At 66.3% G+C, this 22,463-nt stretch carries 20 protein-coding genes; 9 read left to right on the top strand and 11 right to left on the bottom strand.

The genetic code is table 11. The features are described 5' to 3' along the window. Window positions 1–59 precede the first annotated feature (59 nt). Window positions 60–1,073, bottom strand: a complete 1,014-nt coding sequence (locus CCZ28_RS03150) for a 4-hydroxythreonine-4-phosphate dehydrogenase PdxA (protein WP_140215833.1) — start codon at window positions 1,071–1,073, stop codon at window positions 60–62. A gap of 368 nt (window positions 1,074–1,441) precedes the next feature. Between CCZ28_RS03150 and CCZ28_RS03145 the strand changes: the two genes are divergently transcribed. Then, window positions 1,442–2,407 (top strand): LysR family transcriptional regulator, encoded by a 966-nt coding sequence (locus CCZ28_RS03145; protein WP_140215831.1) that lies wholly within the window; start codon window positions 1,442–1,444, stop codon window positions 2,405–2,407. Here CCZ28_RS03145 and CCZ28_RS03140 read toward each other — a convergent pair. The 5 genes from CCZ28_RS03140 to CCZ28_RS03120 form a co-directional block, all read right to left on the bottom strand. Continuing rightward, window positions 2,365–3,288, bottom strand: coding sequence for an SMP-30/gluconolactonase/LRE family protein (locus tag CCZ28_RS03140; protein ID WP_140215829.1), 924 nt, complete (start codon window positions 3,286–3,288; stop codon window positions 2,365–2,367). The genes CCZ28_RS03145 and CCZ28_RS03140 overlap by 43 nt on opposite strands. 19 nt (window positions 3,289–3,307) lie before the next feature. After that, the gene (locus CCZ28_RS03135) at window positions 3,308–4,654 is read right to left on the bottom strand and encodes a GntT/GntP/DsdX family permease (RefSeq protein WP_140215827.1); all 1,347 of its coding nucleotides are present in this window, start codon (window positions 4,652–4,654) and stop codon (window positions 3,308–3,310) included. A 48-nt stretch (window positions 4,655–4,702) separates the two neighbouring features. Beyond that, a complete protein-coding gene (locus CCZ28_RS03130; protein ID WP_205894630.1) occupies window positions 4,703–5,530 on the bottom strand; it encodes a cytochrome b561 domain-containing protein in 828 nt (275 codons plus the stop codon). A gap of 361 nt (window positions 5,531–5,891) precedes the next feature. Continuing rightward, window positions 5,892–6,833 carry an amidohydrolase family protein gene (locus CCZ28_RS03125; protein ID WP_140215825.1) on the bottom strand — a complete coding sequence of 314 codons (942 nt, stop codon included), beginning with the start codon at window positions 6,831–6,833 and terminating at the stop codon, window positions 5,892–5,894. Beyond that, on the bottom strand, window positions 6,826–8,148 hold the full coding sequence (locus CCZ28_RS03120) for an MFS transporter (protein WP_140215823.1): 1,323 nt from the start codon (window positions 8,146–8,148) through the stop codon (window positions 6,826–6,828). Before CCZ28_RS03120 ends, CCZ28_RS03125 begins: the two co-directional genes overlap by 8 nt. A gap of 353 nt (window positions 8,149–8,501) precedes the next feature. On the opposite strand from CCZ28_RS03120, the gene CCZ28_RS03115 reads away from it, so the two are divergent. The 5 genes from CCZ28_RS03115 (at window position 8,502) to CCZ28_RS03095 (ending at window position 13,804) form a co-directional block, all read left to right on the top strand. Further along, on the top strand, window positions 8,502–9,440 hold the full coding sequence (locus CCZ28_RS03115) for a tripartite tricarboxylate transporter substrate binding protein (RefSeq protein ID WP_240795268.1): 939 nt from the start codon (window positions 8,502–8,504) through the stop codon (window positions 9,438–9,440). Window positions 9,441–9,468: 28 nt separating this feature from the next. After that, window positions 9,469–9,987, top strand: a complete 519-nt coding sequence (locus CCZ28_RS03110) for a tripartite tricarboxylate transporter TctB family protein (RefSeq protein WP_140215819.1) — start codon at window positions 9,469–9,471, stop codon at window positions 9,985–9,987. After that, a complete protein-coding gene (locus CCZ28_RS03105; protein ID WP_140215817.1) occupies window positions 9,984–11,504 on the top strand; it encodes a tripartite tricarboxylate transporter permease in 1,521 nt (506 codons plus the stop codon). The genes CCZ28_RS03110 and CCZ28_RS03105 overlap by 4 nt, the downstream gene beginning before the upstream one ends. An 86-nt stretch (window positions 11,505–11,590) precedes the next feature. Beyond that, complete coding sequence (locus CCZ28_RS03100; protein WP_140215815.1) at window positions 11,591–12,544, top strand: LysR family transcriptional regulator; 954 nt, start codon at window positions 11,591–11,593, stop codon at window positions 12,542–12,544. A 228-nt stretch (window positions 12,545–12,772) separates the two neighbouring features. Further along, complete coding sequence (locus CCZ28_RS03095) at window positions 12,773–13,804, top strand: AraC family transcriptional regulator (RefSeq protein ID WP_140215813.1); 1,032 nt, start codon at window positions 12,773–12,775, stop codon at window positions 13,802–13,804. Here CCZ28_RS03095 and CCZ28_RS03090 read toward each other — a convergent pair. Continuing rightward, window positions 13,801–14,778: an AraC family transcriptional regulator gene (locus tag CCZ28_RS03090; protein ID WP_140215811.1), complete on the bottom strand. Its 978-nt coding sequence runs from the start codon at window positions 14,776–14,778 to the stop codon at window positions 13,801–13,803. The genes CCZ28_RS03095 and CCZ28_RS03090 overlap by 4 nt on opposite strands. Before the next feature lie 180 nt (window positions 14,779–14,958). Between CCZ28_RS03090 and antA the strand changes: the two genes are divergently transcribed. From antA to antC, 3 genes are read left to right on the top strand one after another with little or no spacing between them, the layout of a single operon-like run. Then, window positions 14,959–16,347, top strand: a complete 1,389-nt coding sequence (gene antA / locus CCZ28_RS03085; protein ID WP_140215809.1) for an anthranilate 1,2-dioxygenase large subunit — start codon at window positions 14,959–14,961, stop codon at window positions 16,345–16,347. Then, complete coding sequence (gene antB / locus CCZ28_RS03080) at window positions 16,344–16,835, top strand: anthranilate 1,2-dioxygenase small subunit (protein WP_140215807.1); 492 nt, start codon at window positions 16,344–16,346, stop codon at window positions 16,833–16,835. The genes antA and antB overlap by 4 nt, the downstream gene beginning before the upstream one ends. A gap of 10 nt (window positions 16,836–16,845) precedes the next feature. Beyond that, on the top strand, window positions 16,846–17,880 hold the full coding sequence (gene antC, locus CCZ28_RS03075) for an anthranilate 1,2-dioxygenase electron transfer component AntC (protein WP_140215805.1): 1,035 nt from the start codon (window positions 16,846–16,848) through the stop codon (window positions 17,878–17,880). A 56-nt stretch (window positions 17,881–17,936) separates the two neighbouring features. Here antC and CCZ28_RS03070 read toward each other — a convergent pair whose 3' ends face one another. From CCZ28_RS03070 to CCZ28_RS03055, 4 genes are all read right to left on the bottom strand, one after another. Further along, window positions 17,937–19,448: a methyl-accepting chemotaxis protein gene (locus CCZ28_RS03070; RefSeq protein ID WP_140215803.1), complete on the bottom strand. Its 1,512-nt coding sequence runs from the start codon at window positions 19,446–19,448 to the stop codon at window positions 17,937–17,939. 141 nt (window positions 19,449–19,589) lie between these two features. Continuing rightward, complete coding sequence (locus tag CCZ28_RS03065) at window positions 19,590–20,522, bottom strand: SphA family protein (RefSeq protein WP_140215801.1); 933 nt, start codon at window positions 20,520–20,522, stop codon at window positions 19,590–19,592. A 97-nt stretch (window positions 20,523–20,619) separates the two neighbouring features. Then, on the bottom strand, window positions 20,620–21,147 hold the full coding sequence (locus CCZ28_RS03060) for a flavin reductase family protein (RefSeq protein ID WP_140215799.1): 528 nt from the start codon (window positions 21,145–21,147) through the stop codon (window positions 20,620–20,622). 10 nt (window positions 21,148–21,157) lie between these two features. Continuing rightward, window positions 21,158–22,396 (bottom strand): styrene monooxygenase/indole monooxygenase family protein, encoded by a 1,239-nt coding sequence (locus tag CCZ28_RS03055; protein WP_140221265.1) that lies wholly within the window; start codon window positions 22,394–22,396, stop codon window positions 21,158–21,160. Between the last annotated feature and the right edge of the window lie 67 nt (window positions 22,397–22,463).

The following is a 22,463-nucleotide window of genomic DNA, read 5'->3' as shown; positions in this document are numbered from 1 at the left end:
CGACGGGCGATGACATCCATGGTGACGCTCCTTTGTTGTTGTTATGGAGGAAAGGCTCTTCAGTGCTTCGCACGTCCCAGGCGGCAGGCGATTTCGAAGGCCTGGCGCGTGGCGCCGACGTTGGCGCGACCCTGGCCGGCGATGTCGAAGGCGGTGCCGTGGGCCGGGGTGGTGATGGGAATGGGCAGGCCACCCTGGACGGTGACGCCGCGGGAGAAGCCCATCAGCTTGATCGCGATCTGGCCCTGGTCGTGGTACATGGTGACCACCGCATCGAAGGCGCGAGCATCGCCCTGGACCTTGAGGAAGATGGTGTCGGCCGGATAGGGGCCGTCGGCGGCGATGCCCAGGGCCTTGGCGCGCTCCACCGCGGGACCGATCAGATCCAGCTCCTCGCGCCCAAAGCTGCCGTTGTCGCCATTGTGCGGATTGAGGCCGCAGACACCGATGCGCGGCCGGGCGAGACCACTGCGCTTGAGTTCGTTGTCGATCAGTTGGATGGCCTCGATCACCCGCTCCTGGCTGAGCAGGCCGGGCACCTCCTTGAGCGCGACGTGGGAGGTCACCCGCGAGGTCCAGAGGTCGTCCAGCACGTTGAACTCGCAGAAGGGCCCCCGGTAGCCGAGGTGTTCGGCGAACCAGTGCAGCTCGTCGTTGTGGCCCATGCCGGCCAGGTGCAGCGAGGTCTTGTTCAGCGGGCCGAAGAGGATGGCATCGGTGTGACCGGCCTGGGTCAAGTCCAGGGCGACGGCCAGGGTATCCAGGCTGTAGCGACCACCGACGACACTGGCCTCGCTGCGTGGAAAGCTACCCTCGGCAGCACCGCGAAAGGGATACAGCAGCGGAACGTCGTCCTGAAAATCAAGGGTGTCCAGGCGGTCGATGCGCCGATAGGGATACTCGCAACCGGCGATGCGCATGCCGGTGCGGGCTTCTTCCTCATCGGCGATCAGTACCATGCGAGCGCGGCTGCGCACCTCGGGATCGGTCAGCAGCCGGGCAATGAGTTCCGGGCCGATGCCGGCGGGGTCGCCCAGTACCAGGGCCAGGCGGGGAAGCGTTGGGGTGCTCATAGAGGAATCCTCAGGACAGGGAGGGAGGCACGGAGGCAGGAGGCTCCGTGGTGAGAGTCGCGAGCTCTGGCCAGAGGTATCCGGTCGATAACCTTGGGATATGGCACGGGGAAACGCATTCGCACGAGGTGACGGGCGTCGAGGCGCTGCTGGCCGACATGCCGTGGAGAAAGGAGCTCATGGCGAGGCTCTGCGTTGTTGTTTTCATGAGTCCGACTATCACCAGTGGCTGCTATAACCGTCCAATCAAAGCTGTTCATAGGTGCATAGCCTGAGGTTATGTCTAGCCTGGGCCTCAGCCGCGCTAGGCAGCCTGGAAAAAGCCGGCGCATACTCGGCGGATAGTCGCGCTAACAAGAAGCCCGCCGATGATCGATTTGCGTCAGATGCGCCAGTACGTAGCCGTGGCCGAGACCCTCAACTTCCGGCGCGCAGCCGAGCGCCTCAACATGGCCCAGCCACCGCTGAGTGCGGCGATTCGCCGAATCGAGGAGGATCTGGGGGTGGTCCTGTTGGAGCGCGACAATCGCTCCACGCGGCTCACGGCAGCCGGTAGCCTGTTCCTGCTGGAAGCCCGGCGTACCCTGGCCCAGGCCGAACGCGCCTGCAGCGCGGCGCGCCAGGCGGCTGCCGGCCTGACCGGGTCGTTGCGGATCGGCTGCGTCGACAGTCAGGTCGGTGGCCTGCTGCCCCGGTTGTTGCGCCACTATCGCGCGCACCATCCTTCCGTCGATATCCAGTTGCTGGAAGCGACGCCGCCGGAGCAGTTGGAGCTGCTCGGTCAGGATCGCCTCGATGCCGGGGTGCTGGTCTTGCCCGTCGCCGACGCCGGGGATATCCAGTTCGATCCGCTGTTCGAGGATCGCCTGGTGGTGGCCCTGCCCCTGGGGCATCACCTGGCCGAGCGACCCACCTTGAACCTCGCCGATTGTGCCGCGGAGCCCTGGATCCTGTTCGCGCCCCATGATGGCCCGGGCATGTATGCCCGCATCATGCTCGGCTGTGCCGACGCGGGCTTCGTACCGCGCGTGGCCCAGCATTCGCGGCAGATGCAGACCACCGCCGGCCTGGTCGCCGCGGGCCTCGGCATCGCCCTGATGCCGCGCCAGTACGCCCGGCGCCACGCCGCGGAACTGGCCTGGCGCGAACTCGAAGGCGTCGGTGCACCGCTGCCCTATGCGCTGGCGCTGGCCTATCGCGAGCCCTCGCCTTGCGTGCAGGCCCTGCGTGAAGAGGCGCAGGCCCTGCTGGCGCCCTCGCCTGAGCCGGATCAAATCGATGCGACGACGACTCATCCCAGCGAATGCGCGGGCCGGTCGAAGGCCAGCCGATAGAGCGAAGTGGTCGCCAGGATGTAGAGCGCCCGCTCGTGCTCGTCGAAGGTCAGGTTGCCGACCATCTCGGGCACCGCGATGAGCGCCAACCGGGTGCCGTCGGGATGATAGACCTGCACGCCACAGGCGCTACTGGTATAGAGCCAGCCATTGCGCGACACCCGGAAGCCATCCGGCAGGCCAGGCGCTATCTCGGCGAAGACCCGTGGATTGGCCAGCGAGCGTCCACCGACGACGTCGAAGGCGACGATGCGATGGTGCCCGTCAACGCGCCGGGCGGCCGAGGTGTCGGAGACGTAGAGGATGCTTTCGTCTGGCGAGAAGGCCAGGCCATTGGGGTCCTCGACGAAGTCGCTGACCACATCCAGCTGGCCGTCCGCGGGGTCGTAGCGGAACACGTACTGGTGACGTTGTTCCTGGGGCGCTACCTGGCCTTCCCGGTCGGAGAGGATGCCGTAGGGCGGATCGCTGAACCAGATCGTCCCATCACGCTTCACCACCAGGTCATTGGGCGAGTTGAGACGCCGGCCCTGGTAGCGGTCGACCAGGACTTCCTCGGTCGCGGCCAGGCGACCGTTCCGGCATGGCGTGCGCAGGATCGCTCGGTGACCGTGGGAGCAATGCAGGACCGATCCGTCCGCCGCTAGGGTATGGCCATTGCTGAAGCCGACCGACTGGCGCCAGACGCTCAGGCCAGCGGCTGCACTCCAGCGCAGCATGCGGTTGTTGGGGATATCGCTCCAGAGCAGCGCCTGCTCGGCGGGCAGCCAGACCGGCCCTTCACTCCAGAGCGCACCACTGGCGAGACGCTCCAAGGGGCTGCAGGCGTATTGCAGAGCCGCGGCTCGGTCATCGAACAGAATGATGGTGGCTTCCGACATCGGAACACTCCTCGATCGATCAAACGAAAGGCCAGATGCAAGAGATGCAGCCCAGGGCGAACAGGCTGGCCAGGGTGGTGAGCAGGGTCCAGCTGCGCAGGCCGTCGGCGACACTCAAGCCAAGCAGGCGGGTGACGATCCAGAAGCCAGCATCGTTGACGTGGGACAGACCGATGCCACCCGCCCCCATGGCCAGCCCGACCAACGCGGTCTGGTTGGGGCTCAGCCCCAGGGTCTGGATCATTGGCAGGACGATACCGGCGGTGGTCATCAGGGCCACGGTAGTGGGGCCCTGGGCGGCTCTGATCATCAGGGTGATGAGGTAGGCCAGCAGCAGGATCGGCAGCCCCGTGGCCTGCATGGCCTTGGCCAGCGCCGCGCCTATGCCGGTCTGCACCATGATGTTGGCGAAGGCGCCGCCGGCACCGGTGATGAGGATGATCATGGCGATGCCGGGGATGGCGGCGGCCAGTTGCGTCGACACGTCCCGCAGCGCCATGCCCCGTGCCAATCCCAGCAACCACATGGCGAGAAAGACGTCCACGAGCAGGGCCACATAGGGCACCCCCAAGACTTCCAGGGTGGCGCGCAGCGCCGGTGGCACCGGCAGGCTGGGGGCCAATACGCCCAGCAGGATCAACAGGATGGGACAGATGATGACCAACACCACCCGCCCCGGCCCCGCCGCGGGTCGCTCCTCCAGCGGTCCGGCGACCGGACCGTGGGGCTCGCTGGCCGGCGCGGTGACCCGGTAGGCACGTTCGAACAGGCGCCGGCCAGTGATCAGCAGCAGCACGCAGGTGACGGCGGCGATCGGCAAACCGAAGGCGAGCACCCGCCCCACCTCCACACCGAACGCCGTGGCGACGGCTACCGCGCCCGGGTGGGGCGGTAGCAGGGCATGTACCACCAGCAAGACGCCACACATGGGCAAGCCGAGGCGATACAGCGGCCAGTGCCGCTCGGCGGCCAGCCCCATGGCCAGCGGCATGAGCATGATGACGCCCACCTCGAAGAACACCGGCACGCCGACCGCGAAGGCTGCCAAGCCCAACGCCAGCAATACACGATGACTACCCAGGCGGATGACCAATAGCCGCGACAGTACCGTGGCGCCACCGGAGATTTCGATCATCCGGCCCACCATGGCCCCCAGCGCGATGATCACAGCGATGTGTCCCAGCGTCTTGCCCAGGCCGCCCTCCACGGCGTGAGCCAGTTGCGCCGGCGCGACGCCGGAGACCAGGGCGGTCGCCGTGGCTACGCTGATCAAGGCGATGAAAGGCGGCAACTTCAGGGGAATGATCAATATCAACAGCGACAGGATAGATAACAAACCGATCAACAGCAGAGTGGTCGTCGTCATGGCACGCTCTTTTTATTGTAAGGAAGGACAAAACATCGAATTGAAGCCCTAGCTACCGCGAACGAACTTGGCAGGAGACCGAGTTTTCTCTGGAATGAACGTCTCACGTTCGGCGTGGCGGAATACGCCCCAGCCTATGGGCCTCAGGCGATTACCGGGATGACAGTCAGCCGGCCCCCAGATGGCCTGGTAGGTGTCCAGGCAACCACACCGCCGCTGCAGGGTGATGACCAGAACGATCAAGGCGGTCCACCAGAGGATCAACAGCAGGAACATCCAGCGCGGTGCATCGACCGTAGCCAGGCCAGCCAGAACCACGGGTACGGACAGCACCAGGGCCAACCAGCCCAGGGTCTTGTGGACATACTCGAAGACCAGGCGGCGCCGGGTCATGAGGTAGTGGTCTCCCGGGACCCCCGGTCCACCCTTGCTACCCCTCAAGCGCCCGCCGACGACCTGGATGACCACCCCGGCGACCAGACTCCAGCCACCCACCGCATGCCAGTGCGCCAAGCTCGACGCCCCCTGGGCGACAATCACGATGAGCCCAAGCGCCAGCAACATCAGCAGGCTGCCGAGGCTTTGCAACAGCAGATGCAGACGCCACCAGAACTTGTTATCCAGCTCTTCCGGCCAGCGCTGCCGAGGCGTGACCTTGGCGTAGCGGGCGATCAGGATGCCGGCGGGAAACAACAGCCCCCAGGCCATTACCATAAGCCGTCCATGCCAGGCTTCGAGCTGGGTCAGATGATGTTCGCCGGCTCCGGAGAGTGGCTGCCATAGCCAATCATGGCCAGCCAAGGGGATACCCAGCGCAAGCACCACCAGGGTAGCTACCCCCGCAGCGCACAGAGCCGGATGAATTCGAGTCACCATCGCTCACCTCGGTGGCTGGCGAGCAGACCCTTTCCAGGCGCCTACCTACCCGCCATCGCGGGATAGCTCCCACGATATTGATTGTTTTTATTCTTCGCCGAAGACGGACATCATCGCGGCATACCCAAGACGAAAAAGTTGTCTTGCTGCCCTGAGCATCAGATAAAACCGGCGGCCTGCCCAATACTTTTGAACAGCCGGATAGATATTAAAAAAGTATCAGTAGCGACAAGCGAAAATTCTTCCCTTACAAACAAAGAGAAACCGTGGGGCCGGCTATTAAAGACAATAAAAAAGAACTTCCGCAGCGGTAAAAACCACTACGGAAGTTCGACTCAACAGGAAGTTGAGCAGCGGCTGCTCAGGCTGCGGGTACGCTCAGGGCGCGCCCCTCGGCTAATGGCCGGTAGAGGCGCTGGGCGGTGTCGTGGAACAGCTGGCGTTGACGCACGGCCGGCAGCTCTGACACCAGGCGCTTGAAGCCGCCGAAGATCGTATCGAAGCTACCGCAGAGCCGATCCACCGGAAAGTTGCTGGCGAACATGGCGCGCTCGGGGCCGAAGATGGCGATGGCCTCGCGGACGATCCAGGCGTTGTCCTCGGGGCGCCAGGGCTGACCGGCAAGACCCAGACCGGAGATCTTCAGCGCTACGTTGGGCCACTCGGCCAGCCGGGCCAGGGCGGCGCGCCAGGCGGCCAGACCCGCGGCGCTGCGGTCGGAGGGTAGCCCCGTGTGGTTGAGGATGAGTTGTATGGCCGGGAAGTCCCGGGCCAGGCGGCAGGCCTCGTCGAGATTCCACCAGGGCGTCTGCAGATCGAAGTGCAGGCCGTGCTGCTGCAACTCGGCATAGCCACGCCGCCAACGCTCGTCGCTCATCAGGGTGTGCTGGCTGCCGACCTCTTCAGGGCGGGTGGGGCCACCGGGCTTGTGTCTCACGCTGCGCACCCGCGCGAAGGCGGCCTGGGCGGCGAGCAGCTCGGCGACATCCTCGGCGTCCAGCCAGGCCTGGGCGACCACGGCGTTGGGTACGCCGTGGCGGCGAGCCAGGTCGTGGATGTAGCGGGTCTCGCCCAGGGAATCGCGGGGGTCCCACTCGGCCTCGACGTAGACGGTCTGGACCACGTCGTGGCCGGCGGCGTCGGCGAAGTAATGTTCGGGCAGGTAGTCGCCCTTGATGGCGCTGTAGTCACCATAGCGGAACGGGATGGTCTCCACGCCGGACAGCCAGGGGTGGAAGTTACGCCCCGGCTCCCAGAAGTGGTGATGGGCGTCGATGATGGGTCCGCTGTAGAGCTCAGCCATGGGTCACCTCCCGTTCGTCCAGGCCGATCAGCAGGGTGCCGAGGATGAACAGCCCTGAGCAAAGGGCGAAGAAGCCCAGCACCGCCGGATAGCCGCCCAAGTGCTGCAGCAGCAGGCCGACCAGGATGGGCACGGCGATACCGCCGAGGCTGCCGGCCAGGTTCATCACCCCGCCGATCAGCCCGACCCGCGCCGGCGCCGCCAGCAAGGCCGGGAAGCTCCAGTAGAGGCTGCCCCACATGAGGAAGAAGGCGGTCAGGGACAGCAGCCCCACTGCGGCATAGGGATTGGTCAGCAGCGGCAGCAGCAGGAAGGCCGCCAGCGCCACCAGGCCGGAACAGGACAGCAGTCCCTTGGCGGCGAGCCCACGACGCACGCCCTGGCGCACCAGCAGGTCGCACAGGAAGCCACCGACCAGGGAACCGGCCGCGCCGCAGAGGAAGATGACGAAGGTGGCGGCACCGATGCCCTTGATGTCGAAGCCGCGAGCCTGGGCCAGGTAACTGGGCCCCCAGGTCAGCAGGCCGAAGAAGACCATGGCCCAACTGGCGCGGCCGAGCAGGATGCCGGCCAGGGAGCGACGGGCGATACCGAGGCCCTGAGCGCCAGCCTTGGCGGACTGGGCCACGGAAGTGGTACGGCCTTCGTTGATGCGCTCCAGTTCAGCGGCGTTGACCCCCGGGTGGGTGGCCGGGTCGTCGCGCAGGTAGCGCCAGGCGAGCCAGGCCATGGCCAGGGTGGCGATACCGGCGACGAAGAACGCGGTACGCCAGGAGCCGAAGACGGCGATCAGGTAGGCGATGATCAGACCGCCCAAGGCCACGCCCAGCGGACCGCCGCAATCCATCAGCACCGCACCGCGCCCGCGCTCGCTGGAGGCCAGCCACAGGGAATTGAGCTTGCCACCGGCCGGGAACAGCGGTGCCTCGGCGGCACCCAGGGCGACCCGGGCGAAGATCAGCGACAACCCGCCGGTGGCGAAGGCCGCGAGAGTCTGGAAGACACCCCAGAGCCCGGTGGACCAGCCGATCACCCGGCGCGGGCCGTAGCGGTCGATCAGCCAGCCGCCGGGAATCTGCAGCAGGGCGTAGGCCCAGAAGAAGCTGCTGAGGATCAGCCCCTGGACGGCCGGCGTCAGCTGGAATTCGCGGGCGATGGTGGGCATGGCGATGGACAGGGACACCCGGTCCACCAGGTTGATGACGGTCAGGCCGAAGATGATGGCGAAGATGCGCCAGCGGACCCGGGAGGCGCGCAGCGCCGTAGGGATGGCGACGGTATCCGCGACAGCGGTGGAACGAGACGTCGAGAGCATGGCGTGACCCCTGGGATTGTTGTTATGGGCGTTCAGCGACCGACTGGCAGGGTCGACTATCCGGCGTGAGGTGATAACCGTCCAATGCAAATAAGGCGATGAGGATATAAGCCCAGGAAATAGGTCCGTCCGGCTACGAGCCAGCAAACCCTCTGCGACGCGGCATCCAGCGAAGCGGCCTTTTCAGGCATAACCCCAGGCTATCGAGGCATGTCTATTTTTGAGTGGTCAGCTCCAACGAGGGCTGCGCAGACTCAGCCTCACTAAAACAACGACAAGAAAGAGGAAATCCCATGCGCAGCCCCTCCCTGCTCGCCGCCCTCCCCCTAGGCTTTCTCGCCGTGGCCGCGCCAATGGCGCACGCGGCTTGGCAACCGGAGGGCAAGGTAGAGATCGTAGTCGCCGGCGGCCCCGGTGGCGGTACCGATCAGCTCGGCCGGCTGATCCAGTCGATCATCACCCAGCACCAGTTGCTCGATGCCAGCACCGTGGTGATGAACAAAGGGGGCGGCAACGGCGCCGAGGCCTTCCTGGAGATGAAGCTGGCCAAGGGCGAGGCCGACAAGCTGGTCATCGCCACCAACAACGTCTACCTGCTGCCGCTGACCGCCAAGCTCGGCTATCAGCTCGCCGACCTCACCCCGGTGGCGGCCATCGCCGAGGATGACTTCATCCTCTGGACCTACGCCGACGCGCCCTGGAAGGACGCCCGCGGCTATGTCGACGCCATCAAGCAGGACCCGGCCGGCAAGCGCATGGGCGGCAGCCAGTCCAAGGATGTCGACCAGACCCTGACCCTGCTGCTCAATCGCACCGAGGGCACCAAGCTCACCTACATCCCCTTCAAGAGCGGCAGCGAGGCGGCCACCCAGCTGGCCGGCAAGCACATCACCTCCAACGTCAACAATCCCAGCGAGAGCCTGAGCCAATGGCGCGGCGGCCAGGTGGAGCCGCTGTGCGTATTCAGTCAGAACCGCATGGCCTATACCGCCAAGGTCACCGAGACCCGCGCCTGGTCGGACGTACCCACCTGCAAGGAGCAGGGCTTGGGCATTGACCAGTACCGCTTCCCGCGCACCGTGCTGCTGCCGGGCGGGGTCAGCGAGGAGCAGCGAGCTTTCTATGTGGCGCTGTTGCGCAAGGTCAGCCAGACCCCGGAATTCAAGGCCTACATCGAGCGCAACGCCCTGGTGCCGACCTTCCTCGAAGGCCAGGCGCTGCAGGACTACATCGCCCAGGACACCGCCCGCGTCACCCCGGTGTTCGAGGACGCGGGCTGGCTCAAGCGCTGATCGGCGCACCGACACAGGAGAGACGGCCATGGCCGGAGATTCCCTGATCGCCACCCGCTGGGTGGAATTGGGCCTGGCGGGCTTTACCGCCGGGCTCGGCGGCATCGTGATGATCGGCAGTCTGGAACAGGGCATCGGTTGGGGCGATGCCGGTCCGGAACCGGGTTATTTCCCCTTCTACATCGGCCTCTTGCTGGCCCTGGCCAGCCTGGCCACGGCGCTGCAGACCCTATGGCGCTGGCAGGCGCTGCGCACGGCCTTCGTCGAGCGCGCCGCCTTCGGCCAGGTGCTACGGGTATTCCTGCCGATGCTGGCCTTCGTCGTCGCCCTGCCGCTGCTCGGTCTCTATCTCACGGCCTTCCTGTTCATCGCCTGGTTCATGGCGCGGGATCGGCAGCGGCAAAGACGCTATGGCGTCTGGCAGATCCTGGCGACCGCCGGCGGCGTGAGCCTGGCCAGTTACCTGATCTTCGCCCTCTGGTTCAAGGTGCCGCTGGATGCGGGTCCCCTGGCCGACCTCGCCCGCCTGCTGAGGACCCTGTCATGAGCGAATTCGATTCCCTGATGCACGGGATGGGCATGATCCTGTCCTTCCACCATATCGCGCTGATGGTGATCGGCGTGTTGCTCGGTATCCTGGTCGGGGTGCTGCCCGGCCTGGGCGCGCCCAATGGCGTCGCCCTGCTGCTGCCCCTGACCTTCACCATGAGCCCCACCTCCGCCATCATCCTGCTCTCCTGCATGTACTGGGGCGCGCTGTTCGGCGGTTCCATCACCTCCATCCTGTTCAACATCCCGGGCGAACCCTCGTCGGTGGCCACCACCTTCGATGGCTATCCCCTGGCGCGCCAGGGGCGTGCCGGCGAGGCCCTGACGGCGGCCTTCACCTCGGCGCTGCTGGGGGCCCTGGTCGGGGTGCTGTTGCTGACCTTCCTCTCTAGCCGCATCGCCGCCTTCGCCATGGAATTCAGCTCGCCGGAATTCTTCGCCGTCTACCTGCTGGCCTTCTGCACCTTCATCGGCATGAGCAAGAATCCGCCGCTGAAGACGGTGGCGGCTATGATGATCGGCTTCGCCATGGCGGCGGTGGGCATGGATACGGTGTCCGGCAACCTGCGCCTGACCTTCGACCAGCCGGCGCTGCTCTCGGGCATCAGCTTCGAGGTGGCGGTGATCGGCCTGTTCGGCATCGGCGAGATCCTCTGCACCGTGGAGGAAGGCCTGGTCTTTCGTGGCGAGCAGGCACGCATCACCCTGAGGACCGTGCTCGCGACCTGGAAGCAGCTGCCGCGCTATTGGCTGACCTGGCTGCGCAGCGCCCTGGTCGGTTGCTGGATGGGCGTGACCCCGGGCGGCCCCACGGCGGCCTCCTTCATGAGCTACAGCCTGGCCCGGCGCTTCTCGAAGAATCGCGACGGCTTCGGCAAGGGCGAACTGGAAGGGGTGATCGCCCCGGAGACCGCCGATCACAGCGCCGGCACCAGCGCCCTGCTACCCATGCTGACCCTGGGCATTCCCGGTTCGGCCACCGCGGCGGTGATGCTCGGTGGCCTGATGATCTGGGGCCTGCACCCCGGCCCGACGCTGTTCGCCGAACAGCATGACTTCGTCTGGAGCCTGATCGCCAGCATGTACCTCGGCAACGTGGTCAGCCTGATCGTGGTGCTGGCGACGGTACCGCTGTTCGCCGCCATCCTTCGCATCCCCTTCTGCATCATCGCGCCCATCATCTTCACCGTCTGCGTGATCGGCGCCTACTCGGTGCACAACAGCCTGTTCGACGTCTGGCTGATGCTCGGCTTCGGCCTGCTCGGCTATGCCTTCAAGAAGCTCGGCTATCCCATCGCCCCGCTGGTGCTGGCGGCGGTGCTGGGCGACAAGGCCGAGGACGCCTTTCGCCAATCGATGCTGTTCTCCGATGGCCAGCTGGGCATCTTCTGGTCCAACCCCCTGGTGGGCAGCCTGACCACCGCCGCCCTGCTGATGCTCTGCTGGCCGCTGCTGGCACGGCTGCTCCAGGTCGCGCGTCGAGGACAACCCCAAGCCAAGGTACGACCCTCGTGAACATCCCCGTCTGGCGTGGGCAGGCCGCGCCAGACGCCGGCTTTTGCGCTAACGTAGCCAGCTCCTCAGCCCCACGGCGCGCCCGCATGACCCGCATTCCCGACGCCCACACCATCCATAGCCGCCTGCGTCTGCGCCAGTTGCGCCTGGTGCTGGCCCTCGCGGAATTCGGCTCGCTGCGCCGCGCCGCCGACGACATCGGCATGACCCAACCGGCGGCCACCAAGATGCTCCACGAGATCGAGAGCCTGCTGGGTGTCGAACTGTTCGAGCGCTTGCCGCGCGGCATGCGCGCCACGGCCTTCGGCGAGACGGTGATCTACTACGCGCGCATGGTCTTCGCCGAACTCTCGGGCATGCGCGAAGAACTGGTGGCCCTGGAATCGGGCAATCTCGGCCGCGTCGCGGTGGGTGCCATCCCGGCGCTGGCCTCGGGGCTGCTGACCCGCACCATCGCCACGCTCAAGCAGAGCCATCCGCGGCTGTCCATGTCGATCCAGGTGGATACCAGCGATGTGCTGGTCCAGGCGCTCTTGCAGGACCAGTTGGACGTGGTGCTCGGCCGCATCCCCACCGGCACTCGCGCCGAGGAGCTGCTGTTCGACAGCCTCGGCGAAGAGGTGCTCTGCGTGATCGCCGGGGCGCAGAATCCGCTGGCCCAGGCCACTCACCTCACCTGGGGCGAATTGCAGGAGCACACCTGGGTGCTGCAACAGCATCCCAGTCCGATGCGCGCCATCATCAACCAGGCCTTCCACGATGCACGGGTCGATATCCCCGGCAGCATCGTCGAGACCACCTCCATCATGACCCTGCTGGCGCTGGTCCAGCAGACCGACATGCTTGGGGTCACGCCGCTGTCGGTGGTCAACGACTATCCCGGCCGCCACCTGCTGGCGGTGCTACCCATTGCCTTCGAGCCGCGACTGCCTCCCTATGGCCTGATCCGTCGGCGCCACCGGGTGCAATCCTCGGCCATGCAGACCTTCATGGCGGCGGTACGCAGCGAACACGGACGCCTGCGCCACGACGAGGGCTAGCTGCCAGCGTTGCCGTCCTGCCACTGACCGCTGTTCGCCCATAAAGCCTGGCCAGACGCCTCGCTTGGCCCATGCATTGCAAACCCCTGCTCAGAGCCGTCCAACAGCGGCCAAGAACGAGCCCTGTTACCCGATCACTATCCGCTGACTGCAGTGACTATCCGTTTACTGCAGTGGGTGGGGAACAAAAGGGTGCAGGGGGCCACGCCTGTGTGCAAGGAGGTAACAATGCTCCATGAGTCCGCACCTTCCGAGAGCGGTGAGCGCTTTCGCCAGACCAGCCTGTTCTGTTCGAACAGCCTGCAATTCCTGGTCGCCGATCGTGATGCGGCCTGCCAGGGTGTCAGCAAGGTGTTCAAGCCCCACGAGCTGAAGCCGGTGCACCGCGGCGACAGCGTCAGCGCCAGCCTGCACCACGTCAGCCGCGGGCGGCTGTCGCTCAATCGCCTGGAATACGGCACCGACGTCGACATCGATCCGCAGTGCCTGCAGGACTTCTATCTCATCCAGATCCCCCTCGCCGGTGGCGCCGACATCCATTGCGGGGCGATGGACTTCCAGTCCTCACCGCACCTCGCCGCCCTGCTCTCGCCGGAATTACCGGTGCGCATGAGGTGGTACGGCGGTGCCGCCCAGTTGGTGCTGCGCTTGGAGCGGAGCGACCTGGAACATCATTGCGCCCAGCACCTGCCCCAGCAGGGCCGCCTGCCGCAATTCGATCCGCGCCTGGACCTGCGCCAAGCCGGCGGCAGCTACTTCCTGCAGTTGCTCGGCCTGCTCATGGAGGGCCTGGCGGACCCGGCGCATCCTATCCACCAGCCGCTGGTGCTCAAGCAATTCGAATCCTCCCTGCTCAACGCCCTGCTCTATGGCCAGCCGCATTCGCTGCATGGCCAGCTGGAAGGCACGCGGGAGCGCAATGTCTCGCCCTACTTCATCAAGCGCATCGAGGCCTACATCGCCGAGCACCTGCACGAGCCGCTGAGCGTGGAAACCCTGGCCGAGCACGGCGGCGTCAGCGTCCGCACCCTGTTCGCCGGCTTCCGCACCTATCGCGGCACCACACCGATGCACTACCTTCGCGACCTGCGCCTGGAGCGGGTGCATGAAGAGCTGCGCAGCGGGCGAGTGGAGTCGGTGACGGACACCGCCTACAAGTGGGGCTTCGCCCACCTCGGCAGGTTCGCTCAGGAATACAAGCGCCGCTACGGCGAGTCTCCCTCGGAAACCCGCCGTTTTCGCGGCGCGCTCTCCGGCTAGTCGAGACGCCGTCCCGCCAGGGTCTGGGACGGCGTCTCGCCGAACGCCTGGCGGTAGTCACTGGCGAAGCGCCCCAGGTGCTCGAAGCCCCAATCCAAGGCAATGCGCGAAACGCTGGCGCCCTCACGACGCGCCAGCAGCAGGCGCCGAACCTCTTCCAATCGTAGCCGTTTGAGATAGGCCATGGGTGGCTGGCCGTGATAGCGGCGGAAGCTGGCGTAGAGCTTGGCGCGGGACACCCCGGCCACGCGTTCCAGGCTCTCCAGCGAGGGATTCTCCCGCGCATGGGCTTCGAGATAACGCCGCGCCCGCAGGAGAAACTCGGGGTAGCCGGTCCCCACGCCTTCCTCCAGAGCCGCGGAGTAGTTGTGCGGCTGGGCCAGCAGCAGGCCCTTGAGCAGCATCACCTCCAAATCGTTGGCCAGCGCCGGCTGGCCGTAGAGCGCCTGGACAGCGCTCCATCCATCCAGCAATTGGCGCACACCCTGCCACCAGGCTGCGACCGCCGGGCGCGCCAGTTCCATCTCGCCGGCAAAGCTCAGGGGCGCCGCCAAGGGCCGGCCCAGCAGGCCCTCCGCCACCTCCTGCAGGGCCTCGCGGCGGATCACCACCTGCAGCTTGAGGCAGTCGGCGGCCATGTCCAGCCGCTGCCATTCATGGGGCGCGACGACCATTCCGCACTGGCTGTCGGAGCGCACGCGCGCGCCGCGGCTGGCGAGCGACTGGCGGCCCTGCAGCGGCAGGCTGAGGCTATAGGCATCCAGGGCGTCGATGCCGATCTGCACCGCAGCGCCATAGCCGATCCGCCCCAGCACCGTGGCCCGGCCCGGCAGTCGCAGCCCTTGGTGGTGGAAACTCAATTCGGCGCCGCTGCGGGTTTCCAGGCGATGCGGACCGGCCATTGCGCTCATCCAGCGACAGGCCTCGGCGACCTGGCCACTATGCGTCTGCACCTCGAAATTCGTCTGCTGCATGCTGGTCTCCTCCGCTGGCTGGTTCCATGCTGCACGCCGCGTGCCGCCGCCACTATCCGCAGAGTGCAGGCCAGTCCGGCGAGCGAAAAAATTCGGCTAGCGATCAGCGAAAAAGCGGATAGAGGGGTTGGGGTGGCGGGGCTTCAATCGAGGCGAGTCTCACCCTAGAGGACACCCCTGATGAGCATCCGCAGCATTGCCCAATGGCAGGACTACATCCAAGGTTGCCTGGACTTCCGTCCGGCCGACGGCGTCTATCGCATCGCCCGCGATCTCTTCACCGAACCCGAGCTGTTCGAGCTGGAAATGGAGCTGATCTTCGAGAAGGTCTGGATCTATGCCTGCCACGAAAGCGAGATCGCCAAGCCCCACGACTTCGTCACGATGCGCGCCGGGCGCCAACCGCTGATCATCACCCGCGATGGCAACGGCGAGCTGCATGCGCTGATCAACGCCTGCCAGCACCGCGGCGCCACCCTCACCCGCGTGGCGCGCGGCAACCAGTCCACCTTCACCTGTCCGTTCCACGCCTGGTGCTACAAGAGCGACGGCCGCCTGGTGAAGGTCAAGGCACCGGGCGAATACCCCGATGGCTTCGACAAGGCCACCCGCGGCCTGAAGAAGGCGCGCATCCAGAGCTACAAGGGCTTCGTCTTCGTCAGCCTGGACACCCAGGGCAGTGACTCCCTGGAAGACTACCTGGGCGATGCCAAGGTGTTCTTCGACATGATGGTGGCCCAGTCCCCCACCGGTGAGCTGGAGATCCTGCCGGGCAAGTCCACCTACACCTACGACGGCAACTGGAAGCTGCAGAACGAGAACGGCCTGGACGGTTATCACGTCAGTACCGTGCACTACAACTACGTCTCCACCGTGCAGCACCGCCAGCAGGTCAATGCCGAGAAAGGCAGCGCCAGCAGCACCCTGGACTACAGCAAGCTCGGCGCCGGCGATGCCGAGACCGACGATGGCTGGTTCTCCTTCAAGAACGGCCACAGCCTGCTGTTCAGCGACATGCCCAACCCCGCCGTGCGCCCCGGCTACGCCAGCGTCATGCCGCGCCTGGTGGAGGAATACGGCCAGGCCCGCGCCGAATGGATGATGCATCGCCTGCGCAACCTCAACATCTACCCCAGCCTGTTCTTCATGGACCAGATCAGCTCCCAGCTGCGCATCGTGCGGCCGCTGGCCTGGAACAAGACCGAGATCATCAGCCAGTGCATCGGCGTCAAGGGCGAGGCCCCGGCCGACCGCACCAATCGCATCCGCCAGTTCGAGGACTTCTTCAACGTCTCGGGCATGGGCACGCCCGACGACCTGGTGGAATTCCGCGAGGCCCAGCGTGGCTTCCAGGCCCGCCTGGAGCGCTGGAACGACATCTCCCGCGGCCATCACCGCTGGACCGCCGGCCCCACCGTGAACAGCGAGGCCCTGGGCATCCAGCCGGTGCTCACCGGTACCGAATTCACCCATGAAGGCCTCTATGTGAACCAGCATGGCGCCTGGCAGCGCTTCCTGCTCGATGGCCTGGCGCTCAAGGCCCTGCAACCGACGGAGGTGTCGGCATGAATCCGAACCTGCAATACGCCGTGGAACAGTTCCTCTATCGCAAGGCCGCGCTCTGCGATGCCCAGGACTGGGACGCCTACCTGGAGTTGTTCGATGCCGGCAGCGTCTTCCACCTGCCGCAGTGGGTCAGCGAGCACGAATACGTGCAGGACCCCACCCAGGGACTCTCCTACATCTACTACGCCGATAGATCCGGCCTGGAGGACCGGGTGTTCCGCCTGCGCACCGGCAAGTCGGCTGCCTCCACGCCGCTGCCGCGCACCCTGCACCAGATTAGCAACGTGCGCGTCGCCCACCGTGACGATGGGCAACTGGAGGTCCGCGCCGGCTGGCAGACGCTCTATACCCGGCATGGCGTCTCCGAGCAGTTCCATGGCCAGGTGACCTATCACCTGCGCGAGGTGGGCGGCGATTTCCGCATTACCCGCAAGCACGTGCTACTGCTCAACGACACCATCAACTCCGTGCTCGACTTCTACCATCTCTGAGGCCACCGCCATGAGCCACAACGTCGCTCTGAGCTTCGCCGACGGCAAGACGCTGTTCATCGCGGTGAAGCCCAACGAATTGCTGCTGGACGCTGCCCTGCGCCAGGGCATCAGCCTGCCGCTGGACTGCCGCGAAGGCGTCTGCGGCACCTGCCAGGGGCGCTGCGAAGCCGGCGCCTACAGCCAGGATTACGTCGACGAGGAAGCCCTCTCCGAGCGGGACCTGGCGCAACGCAAGGTGCTCGCCTGCCAGACCCGGGTGACCTCCGACGCCGCCTTCTACTTCGACCACGACTCCAGCCTCTGCCACGCCGCCGAGCCCGAGCGCATCACCGCCCAGGTGACCTCGGTGGAGCTGGTCTCGGCCACCACCGCCATCCTGCACCTCGACGCCAGCTCTGCTTCCCGGCAGCTGCAATTCCTCCCGGGCCAGTACGCGCGGCTGCGTATCCCCGGTACCGATGACTGGCGCGCCTACTCCTTCGCCAACCGGCCCAATGCGCAGAACCAGCTGCAATTCCTCATCCGCCTGCTGCCGGACGGGGTGATGAGCAACTTCCTACGCGAGCGCTGCCAGCCGGGCCTCAGCCTGGAGCTGGAGGCGCCCCTGGGCAGTTTCTATCTCCGCCAGGTGGAGCGGCCGCTGGTGCTGGTGGCGGGGGGTACAGGGCTGTCTGCCTTCCTCGGCATGCTCGACGAGATGGCCGAAAAAGGCGGCTGCGGCCAGCCGGTGCGGCTGTTCTATGGCGTCACCCAGGAGCAGGATCTCTGCGAAGGCGAACGCCTGGAGGCCTATCGCGCGCGCATCGCCGACTTCGACTACCAACCGGTGGTCAGCCAGCCGAGCCCGGCCTGGCAGGGCCTCAGCGGCTACATCCCCGAGCACTTCGACCGCCGCTTCCTCACCGACCAGGCCTGCGACCTCTATCTCTGCGGCCCGCCGCCAATGGTGGAAGCGGTCAAGACCTGGCTCGACCAGCAGGGGTTGGGCGAGGAGACGCGGCTGTATAGCGAGAAGTTTCTGCAGAGTGCGTCTACGCGGTGATTCCGCCGTTTCAACCTGAGCCCGGTAGCCACCCTGCCGGGCTCGGTCGTTTCCGGTCAGCGATCGAAATGCACCGCCAACAAATGCAGGGACTCGGCCTGCCGCCCCAGCTCCAGGCCCAAACGTTCGACCGCCTGGATACGTTCGGCGCTGCTCGCCGTGGCCACCGCGGTCGCCTGGAGTTGCTCGTCGAGTACCGCAATGACTTGCTCCTGCTCCAGCATGGCGGCGGCGACCTGCCGGCTGAGGTCATCGATGTGCTTGAGCGAGACGTCCACGTCCACCAACCGCTGCGAAGTCTGGGCGATCTGCTCGCCGGTGTTTTCAGCCAACGTCCGACAGCGCTCGGCCTGATCGCGATTGACCTGATTGGCCTGGCGCAGCCGCTCCAGCAGCGGCCGAATGGCCGCGGTGGCATCCTGGCTGCGCGCGGCCAGATTGCGTACCTCCTCGGCCACCACGCCGAAACCCCGTCCCGCCTCGCCGGCCCGCGCCGCTTCGATGGCGGCATTGAGCGCCAGCAGGTTGGTCTGGGCCGCCAAACCGTCAATCAGGTGGGTGAAGTCATCAATGCTCGCGACCGCCGCCCCGACTTCACCGGCAGCCACAGCACTGGCCGTAACCGTCTCGTGCAAGGTAGCGATCGCCCGCTGTGACGCCTCGCCATGCTCACGCCCCCGGTCGGCCTGCGCGCTAGCCGCGGTGGTGGCCTGGCTTGCGGCCAGGACATTGCGCGTCACCTCCTGGATGGTGGCGGCCAGTTCGTGGACCGCGGTGGCGGTCTGGTCATCCACTTCGCGCTGGCTATCCAGCCGCTGCCGCTCGTGACGGATCAGGCCGCCGACCTCCTCGGCGCGCGTCCGCACCTGCCGCCCCGCTCCGCCAATGCGTGCCAGCGCCGTTTGCAGCCGGCGCTCTTCGCTGTGCAGGGCCAGGGCCAGGCGCGCCGCCATACCCCGTTCGGGGCGGAAGCCGGCCAGCCAGGGATCGCTGCAGACCTTCGGCCAACTCGTCAGCACCGCGGCGAGTCGCCGCTGTTGCCACGCCCAGGGTAAGACTGCCGCCGTGAGGGTCAGCCCGGCGCAGCAGCCGCTGCGTAACAACGGGTCGTCCAACAGCAGGCTACCTAGAAATGCCAACCCCACGACGGGTAGCGCCGGCCAGAGCGCCCCCCAACTCGGTAAGCCACCCGCGGGCCGACCGCCGCGGGCAACGCGGCGATAACCACGACGTACCCGCTCCCGTTCGGCGTCCACCAAAGGACGATAGAGCGCGCCGTAGCCGCTCAGGCCCTGGGCGTCGTAGACCGGCTTGATGTAGACCTCCAGCCACAGCGCTTCACCGTCCGCGCGACGATTGCACAGGGGCCCGCACCAGGGCGCACCCCGCTCCAGGCTCTGCCAGAGCCGAGCGAACAGTTCAGCCGGCACCTCGTCATGGCGCAGGCAGGCAATGGGTCGTTGCAGCAAGGTCTCGGCGGTATAGCCGTGGGCCTCGGCGAAAGCCGGTGTGCAGAAGGTGATGAGCCCCTGGCGATCGGTACGGCAGATCAGAGCGTCGTTGGACATGGCGACCTCGCAAAACGGCAATGACTCGGGTATCCCGCCAGCAGCCGTTGCAATCGCCGCCGCCAGCCGGGACGGAGCAAAAAAAGAAGCCTGCCATCCCGGCAGGCTTGAAAAGGACGAAGGGAGCTGAACTCCGTCCGGTCAGAAGTGATGGACGTAGCGCACCTGCACCCGACTGCCCTCCGGACGGTTCTCGGCGTCCTGCTCGAAATAGGCGTTGGCCACCAGGTGGTCATCCTTGGAGAAGCTGTACATGGCGCCGGGGCCGATGGCCCAGACCTTCTCGCGGCGCCCGGAGACGTCGTGGTCATCGACCTGGGTGTCGGTGATCTGCTTGAGCCAATAGCCGTTGATGCCCAGGCGCAGTTGCGGGGTGACGGCGTATTCGGTGGCGAAGTTGGCGTGCAGCGCCTGGCCGGCCTGGATGTCGGAGACGTCGCCGAAGGCATAGCTCGGCTTGTCGTTCTTGAAGTTGTAGAGGTAGTGGGCACGCACCGAGACGGTCCAGTTCGGGGTGAACCAGTAGGTGGCGGCCCAATAGGGGTCCAGCGACCAGGCATGGTTGCCGGGGTTGATGTCCTTGTCGCGGTCGTACTCGCCGGTGGGCACGTTGATCTGGAATTCCACCCGCTGGACGAACCGCGGGCCATTGGCGCCCATCACCGGATCGAACTGGATGAAGGGCCCTATCAGCAGATCGCCCACGCCACCCTGGTCCTTGAGCGCCGCGTTGTTCAGGCCGTCGTCGACCTTCATCCGCGTCACCACCGGCAGCAACATGTTCAGACCCAGGTTGCCGTTGCCCAGGCGCAGGTCCGATACGTAGCTGAGCTGGGTCACCGATACCTGGTAGTCCAGCTTGGTCTTCGGCAGCCCCAGCTTATCTCCGTTTTGATCGGTCAGCCGATGGCTGCTGTAGTTCTGGAAATACTGCTGCAGGTACCAGCCGTTGCCCGCAGGCAGACCGCCGTCGAGAAAGCTGGTGAGGCCGAGGTTGACCACCGGCAGGTCATAGGCCTGGGCGGTCCCGGCGACCAGGGCGCCGGCGAGGGAAAGATAGCGAATCCGGGTCATGCAAGGCTCCTTGAATACGGCTGTTCGTGCTCGCGAAAGGCAGATTCGAAAGGGCAGCGCCCGCCGATCGAGTGGCATCGACGGGCGCTGCCGAGGCTCAGGCGCTCAGCGCCGGATGCGCGCTGGCAACCCGGTACTGGCCAGCGTGGAAGACCAGCGGTTCTCCGCCGCTGTGTCGGTAGTGCTCGATCTCGCCAAGGAAGATCAGGTGGTCGCCGCCCTCGTACTGGACGTGGTTGCGGCAGATCAGGGTGGCAACCGCCTCCTCCAGCAGGGGTACCCCGGCGGTGCCCTCGACGTGGGCGATGCCGGCGAACTTGTCCTCCGCCGGCCGGGCGAAGTGACCGGATAGCTGGTGCTGGTCGCTGCCCAGCACGTGGATGGCGAAGTGGCTGGCGGCGAGAAAGTCCGGCAGGCTCGGCGCCTGGCGCGCCAGGCTCCAGAGCACCAACGGCGGCTCCAGGGACACCGAGGAGAAGGAGTTAGCCGTCATGCCCACCTTGCGGCCATCGCGACCGCGGGTGGTGATCACGGTGACGCCGGTGGCGAATTGCCCCAGCAGGTTGCGCAAGGCACGCGGATTGGTGGGGTCGGCGGCGATGAGTTCGAGTGTGTCCATGGTCATGGTCAGTTCCTCAGGCGGCCTGGCTCAGGTGTTCACGGATGAAGCTCTGGCAGGCATCCGCCTCGAACCACCAGGGCGCGAACCGCCGGGGATCGTCGAAGGCGTTGACGATGTTCGAAGCGATGGCCTGGGACTGGCTGGCGGCGCCGAGCAGGTCGAGGATGTGCGGTGGTGGCGGGGTCAGCAGGCTGTTGGTCCACTTCACCACCTCGCCGGCGTAGTCCCAGTAGCGCTCGAAGGTCTGGTGCATCCAGTCAGGGGTGAAGGCGGCGTCGCCCTGGGCGAGAATGGCCTCCAGGTAGACCTTGCTGCACTTGGCGGCATTGTTGGAGCCCTGGCCGGTGATGGGATCGTTGACCACTAGGGCGTCGGCCATGCCGAACACCGGCCGGCCCGAGGGCAGGCGCAGCACCGGCTTGCGCACCATGGGGGTGAAGCGTCCGGCCAGCACGCCACCGGCGTCGGTCAGCTCCAGATTCTGGCAGCGCTCGGCCTCCCAGGGCGCGAAGCGGCGGACGATCTCCAGGCTGCGCTCCAGGTGCTGTTCCGGCGAGGTGACGTCCTGCCAGCAGTCCATGGGTCCGCCGGGGATACCTTCGAAGACCATGATCTCGCAGGGTCCGCTCAGGGTCAGGGCCGGGAAGACGAAGTACTCGCCCACGCCGGGGACGAGGTTGAAGGCCACCCGCGAATAGGGCGACATGGGCGTCATGCCCTTCACGTAGGTCAGCGCCAGGGCGCGTTGCGGCTGCTGGAAGACGGTGCGCTCGGTATCCCGGGCGAACAGGTTGACCACCTCGCCCTTGCCGGCAGCCAGCAGGGTCAGGTCGTGGCTGGCACTCAGGGTTTCCAGCTCGGCCAGGCCGACGTCCTGGATGATCAGCTCACCCCCGCGGCGCTCGAATTCGTCCATCCAGGCCGGCATCTTCAGGCGCTGGTCCACCGCCTGGGCATAGCGCTCCAGGCGGGCGCTCCACTGGAAGGCGGGACGGTCCAGGTGCACCGGATCGGGGACGGCCAGGCCGATGCCCTCCACTGCGGGGCACTGGTCTTCCCAGAAGTTCAGCCCCAGGTCGCGCTCGGTCTGCAACGAGGTATTGAACATGCACTGGCTGGACATCACCTTGCCGGCGCGCACCTGCTCGCCGGTGCGGTTGGTGGTGAGGGTGACGTGATAACCCTGGGCGAGCAGGCCCAGGCCCAGTTGCAGGCCGGCCTGGCCGGCCCCGACGATGGCGATACGACGCATGGAGGTTCTCCGGGGAGTCGAGTTGCGGGTGGGGGTGAAGCCGTTGAACAGGCGCCAGAAGGGGTTC

Origin of the sequence: Pseudomonas oryzihabitans (genome assembly GCF_006384975.1) — a bacterium.
In the GTDB taxonomy this organism is placed as follows: domain Bacteria; phylum Pseudomonadota; class Gammaproteobacteria; order Pseudomonadales; family Pseudomonadaceae; genus Chryseomonas; species Chryseomonas psychrotolerans_B.
This window is presented reverse-complemented; position numbering and strand designations above follow the sequence as displayed.

What these genes read in the sequence shown, in the direction of transcription:
- CCZ28_RS03150 (WP_140215833.1), bottom strand. Translation starts at nt 1,073, where the DNA reads ATGAGCACCCCAACGCTTCCCCGCCTGGCCCTGGTACTGGGCGACCCC.
- CCZ28_RS03145 (WP_140215831.1), top strand. Translation starts at nt 1,442, where the DNA reads ATGATCGATTTGCGTCAGATGCGCCAGTACGTAGCCGTGGCCGAGACC.
- CCZ28_RS03140 (WP_140215829.1), bottom strand. Translation starts at nt 3,288, where the DNA reads ATGTCGGAAGCCACCATCATTCTGTTCGATGACCGAGCCGCGGCTCTG.
- CCZ28_RS03135 (WP_140215827.1), bottom strand. Translation starts at nt 4,654, where the DNA reads ATGACGACGACCACTCTGCTGTTGATCGGTTTGTTATCTATCCTGTCG.
- CCZ28_RS03130 (WP_205894630.1), bottom strand. Translation starts at nt 5,530, where the DNA reads ATGGTGACTCGAATTCATCCGGCTCTGTGCGCTGCGGGGGTAGCTACC.
- CCZ28_RS03125 (WP_140215825.1), bottom strand. Translation starts at nt 6,833, where the DNA reads ATGGCTGAGCTCTACAGCGGACCCATCATCGACGCCCATCACCACTTC.
- CCZ28_RS03120 (WP_140215823.1), bottom strand. Translation starts at nt 8,148, where the DNA reads ATGCTCTCGACGTCTCGTTCCACCGCTGTCGCGGATACCGTCGCCATC.
- CCZ28_RS03115 (WP_240795268.1), top strand. Translation starts at nt 8,502, where the DNA reads ATGGCGCACGCGGCTTGGCAACCGGAGGGCAAGGTAGAGATCGTAGTC.
- CCZ28_RS03110 (WP_140215819.1), top strand. Translation starts at nt 9,469, where the DNA reads ATGGCCGGAGATTCCCTGATCGCCACCCGCTGGGTGGAATTGGGCCTG.
- CCZ28_RS03105 (WP_140215817.1), top strand. Translation starts at nt 9,984, where the DNA reads ATGAGCGAATTCGATTCCCTGATGCACGGGATGGGCATGATCCTGTCC.
- CCZ28_RS03100 (WP_140215815.1), top strand. Translation starts at nt 11,591, where the DNA reads ATGACCCGCATTCCCGACGCCCACACCATCCATAGCCGCCTGCGTCTG.
- CCZ28_RS03095 (WP_140215813.1), top strand. Translation starts at nt 12,773, where the DNA reads ATGCTCCATGAGTCCGCACCTTCCGAGAGCGGTGAGCGCTTTCGCCAG.
- CCZ28_RS03090 (WP_140215811.1), bottom strand. Translation starts at nt 14,778, where the DNA reads ATGCAGCAGACGAATTTCGAGGTGCAGACGCATAGTGGCCAGGTCGCC.
- antA (WP_140215809.1), top strand. Translation starts at nt 14,959, where the DNA reads ATGAGCATCCGCAGCATTGCCCAATGGCAGGACTACATCCAAGGTTGC.
- antB (WP_140215807.1), top strand. Translation starts at nt 16,344, where the DNA reads ATGAATCCGAACCTGCAATACGCCGTGGAACAGTTCCTCTATCGCAAG.
- antC (WP_140215805.1), top strand. Translation starts at nt 16,846, where the DNA reads ATGAGCCACAACGTCGCTCTGAGCTTCGCCGACGGCAAGACGCTGTTC.
- CCZ28_RS03070 (WP_140215803.1), bottom strand. Translation starts at nt 19,448, where the DNA reads ATGTCCAACGACGCTCTGATCTGCCGTACCGATCGCCAGGGGCTCATC.
- CCZ28_RS03065 (WP_140215801.1), bottom strand. Translation starts at nt 20,522, where the DNA reads ATGACCCGGATTCGCTATCTTTCCCTCGCCGGCGCCCTGGTCGCCGGG.
- CCZ28_RS03060 (WP_140215799.1), bottom strand. Translation starts at nt 21,147, where the DNA reads ATGACCATGGACACACTCGAACTCATCGCCGCCGACCCCACCAATCCG.
- CCZ28_RS03055 (WP_140221265.1), bottom strand. Translation starts at nt 22,396, where the DNA reads ATGCGTCGTATCGCCATCGTCGGGGCCGGCCAGGCCGGCCTGCAACTG.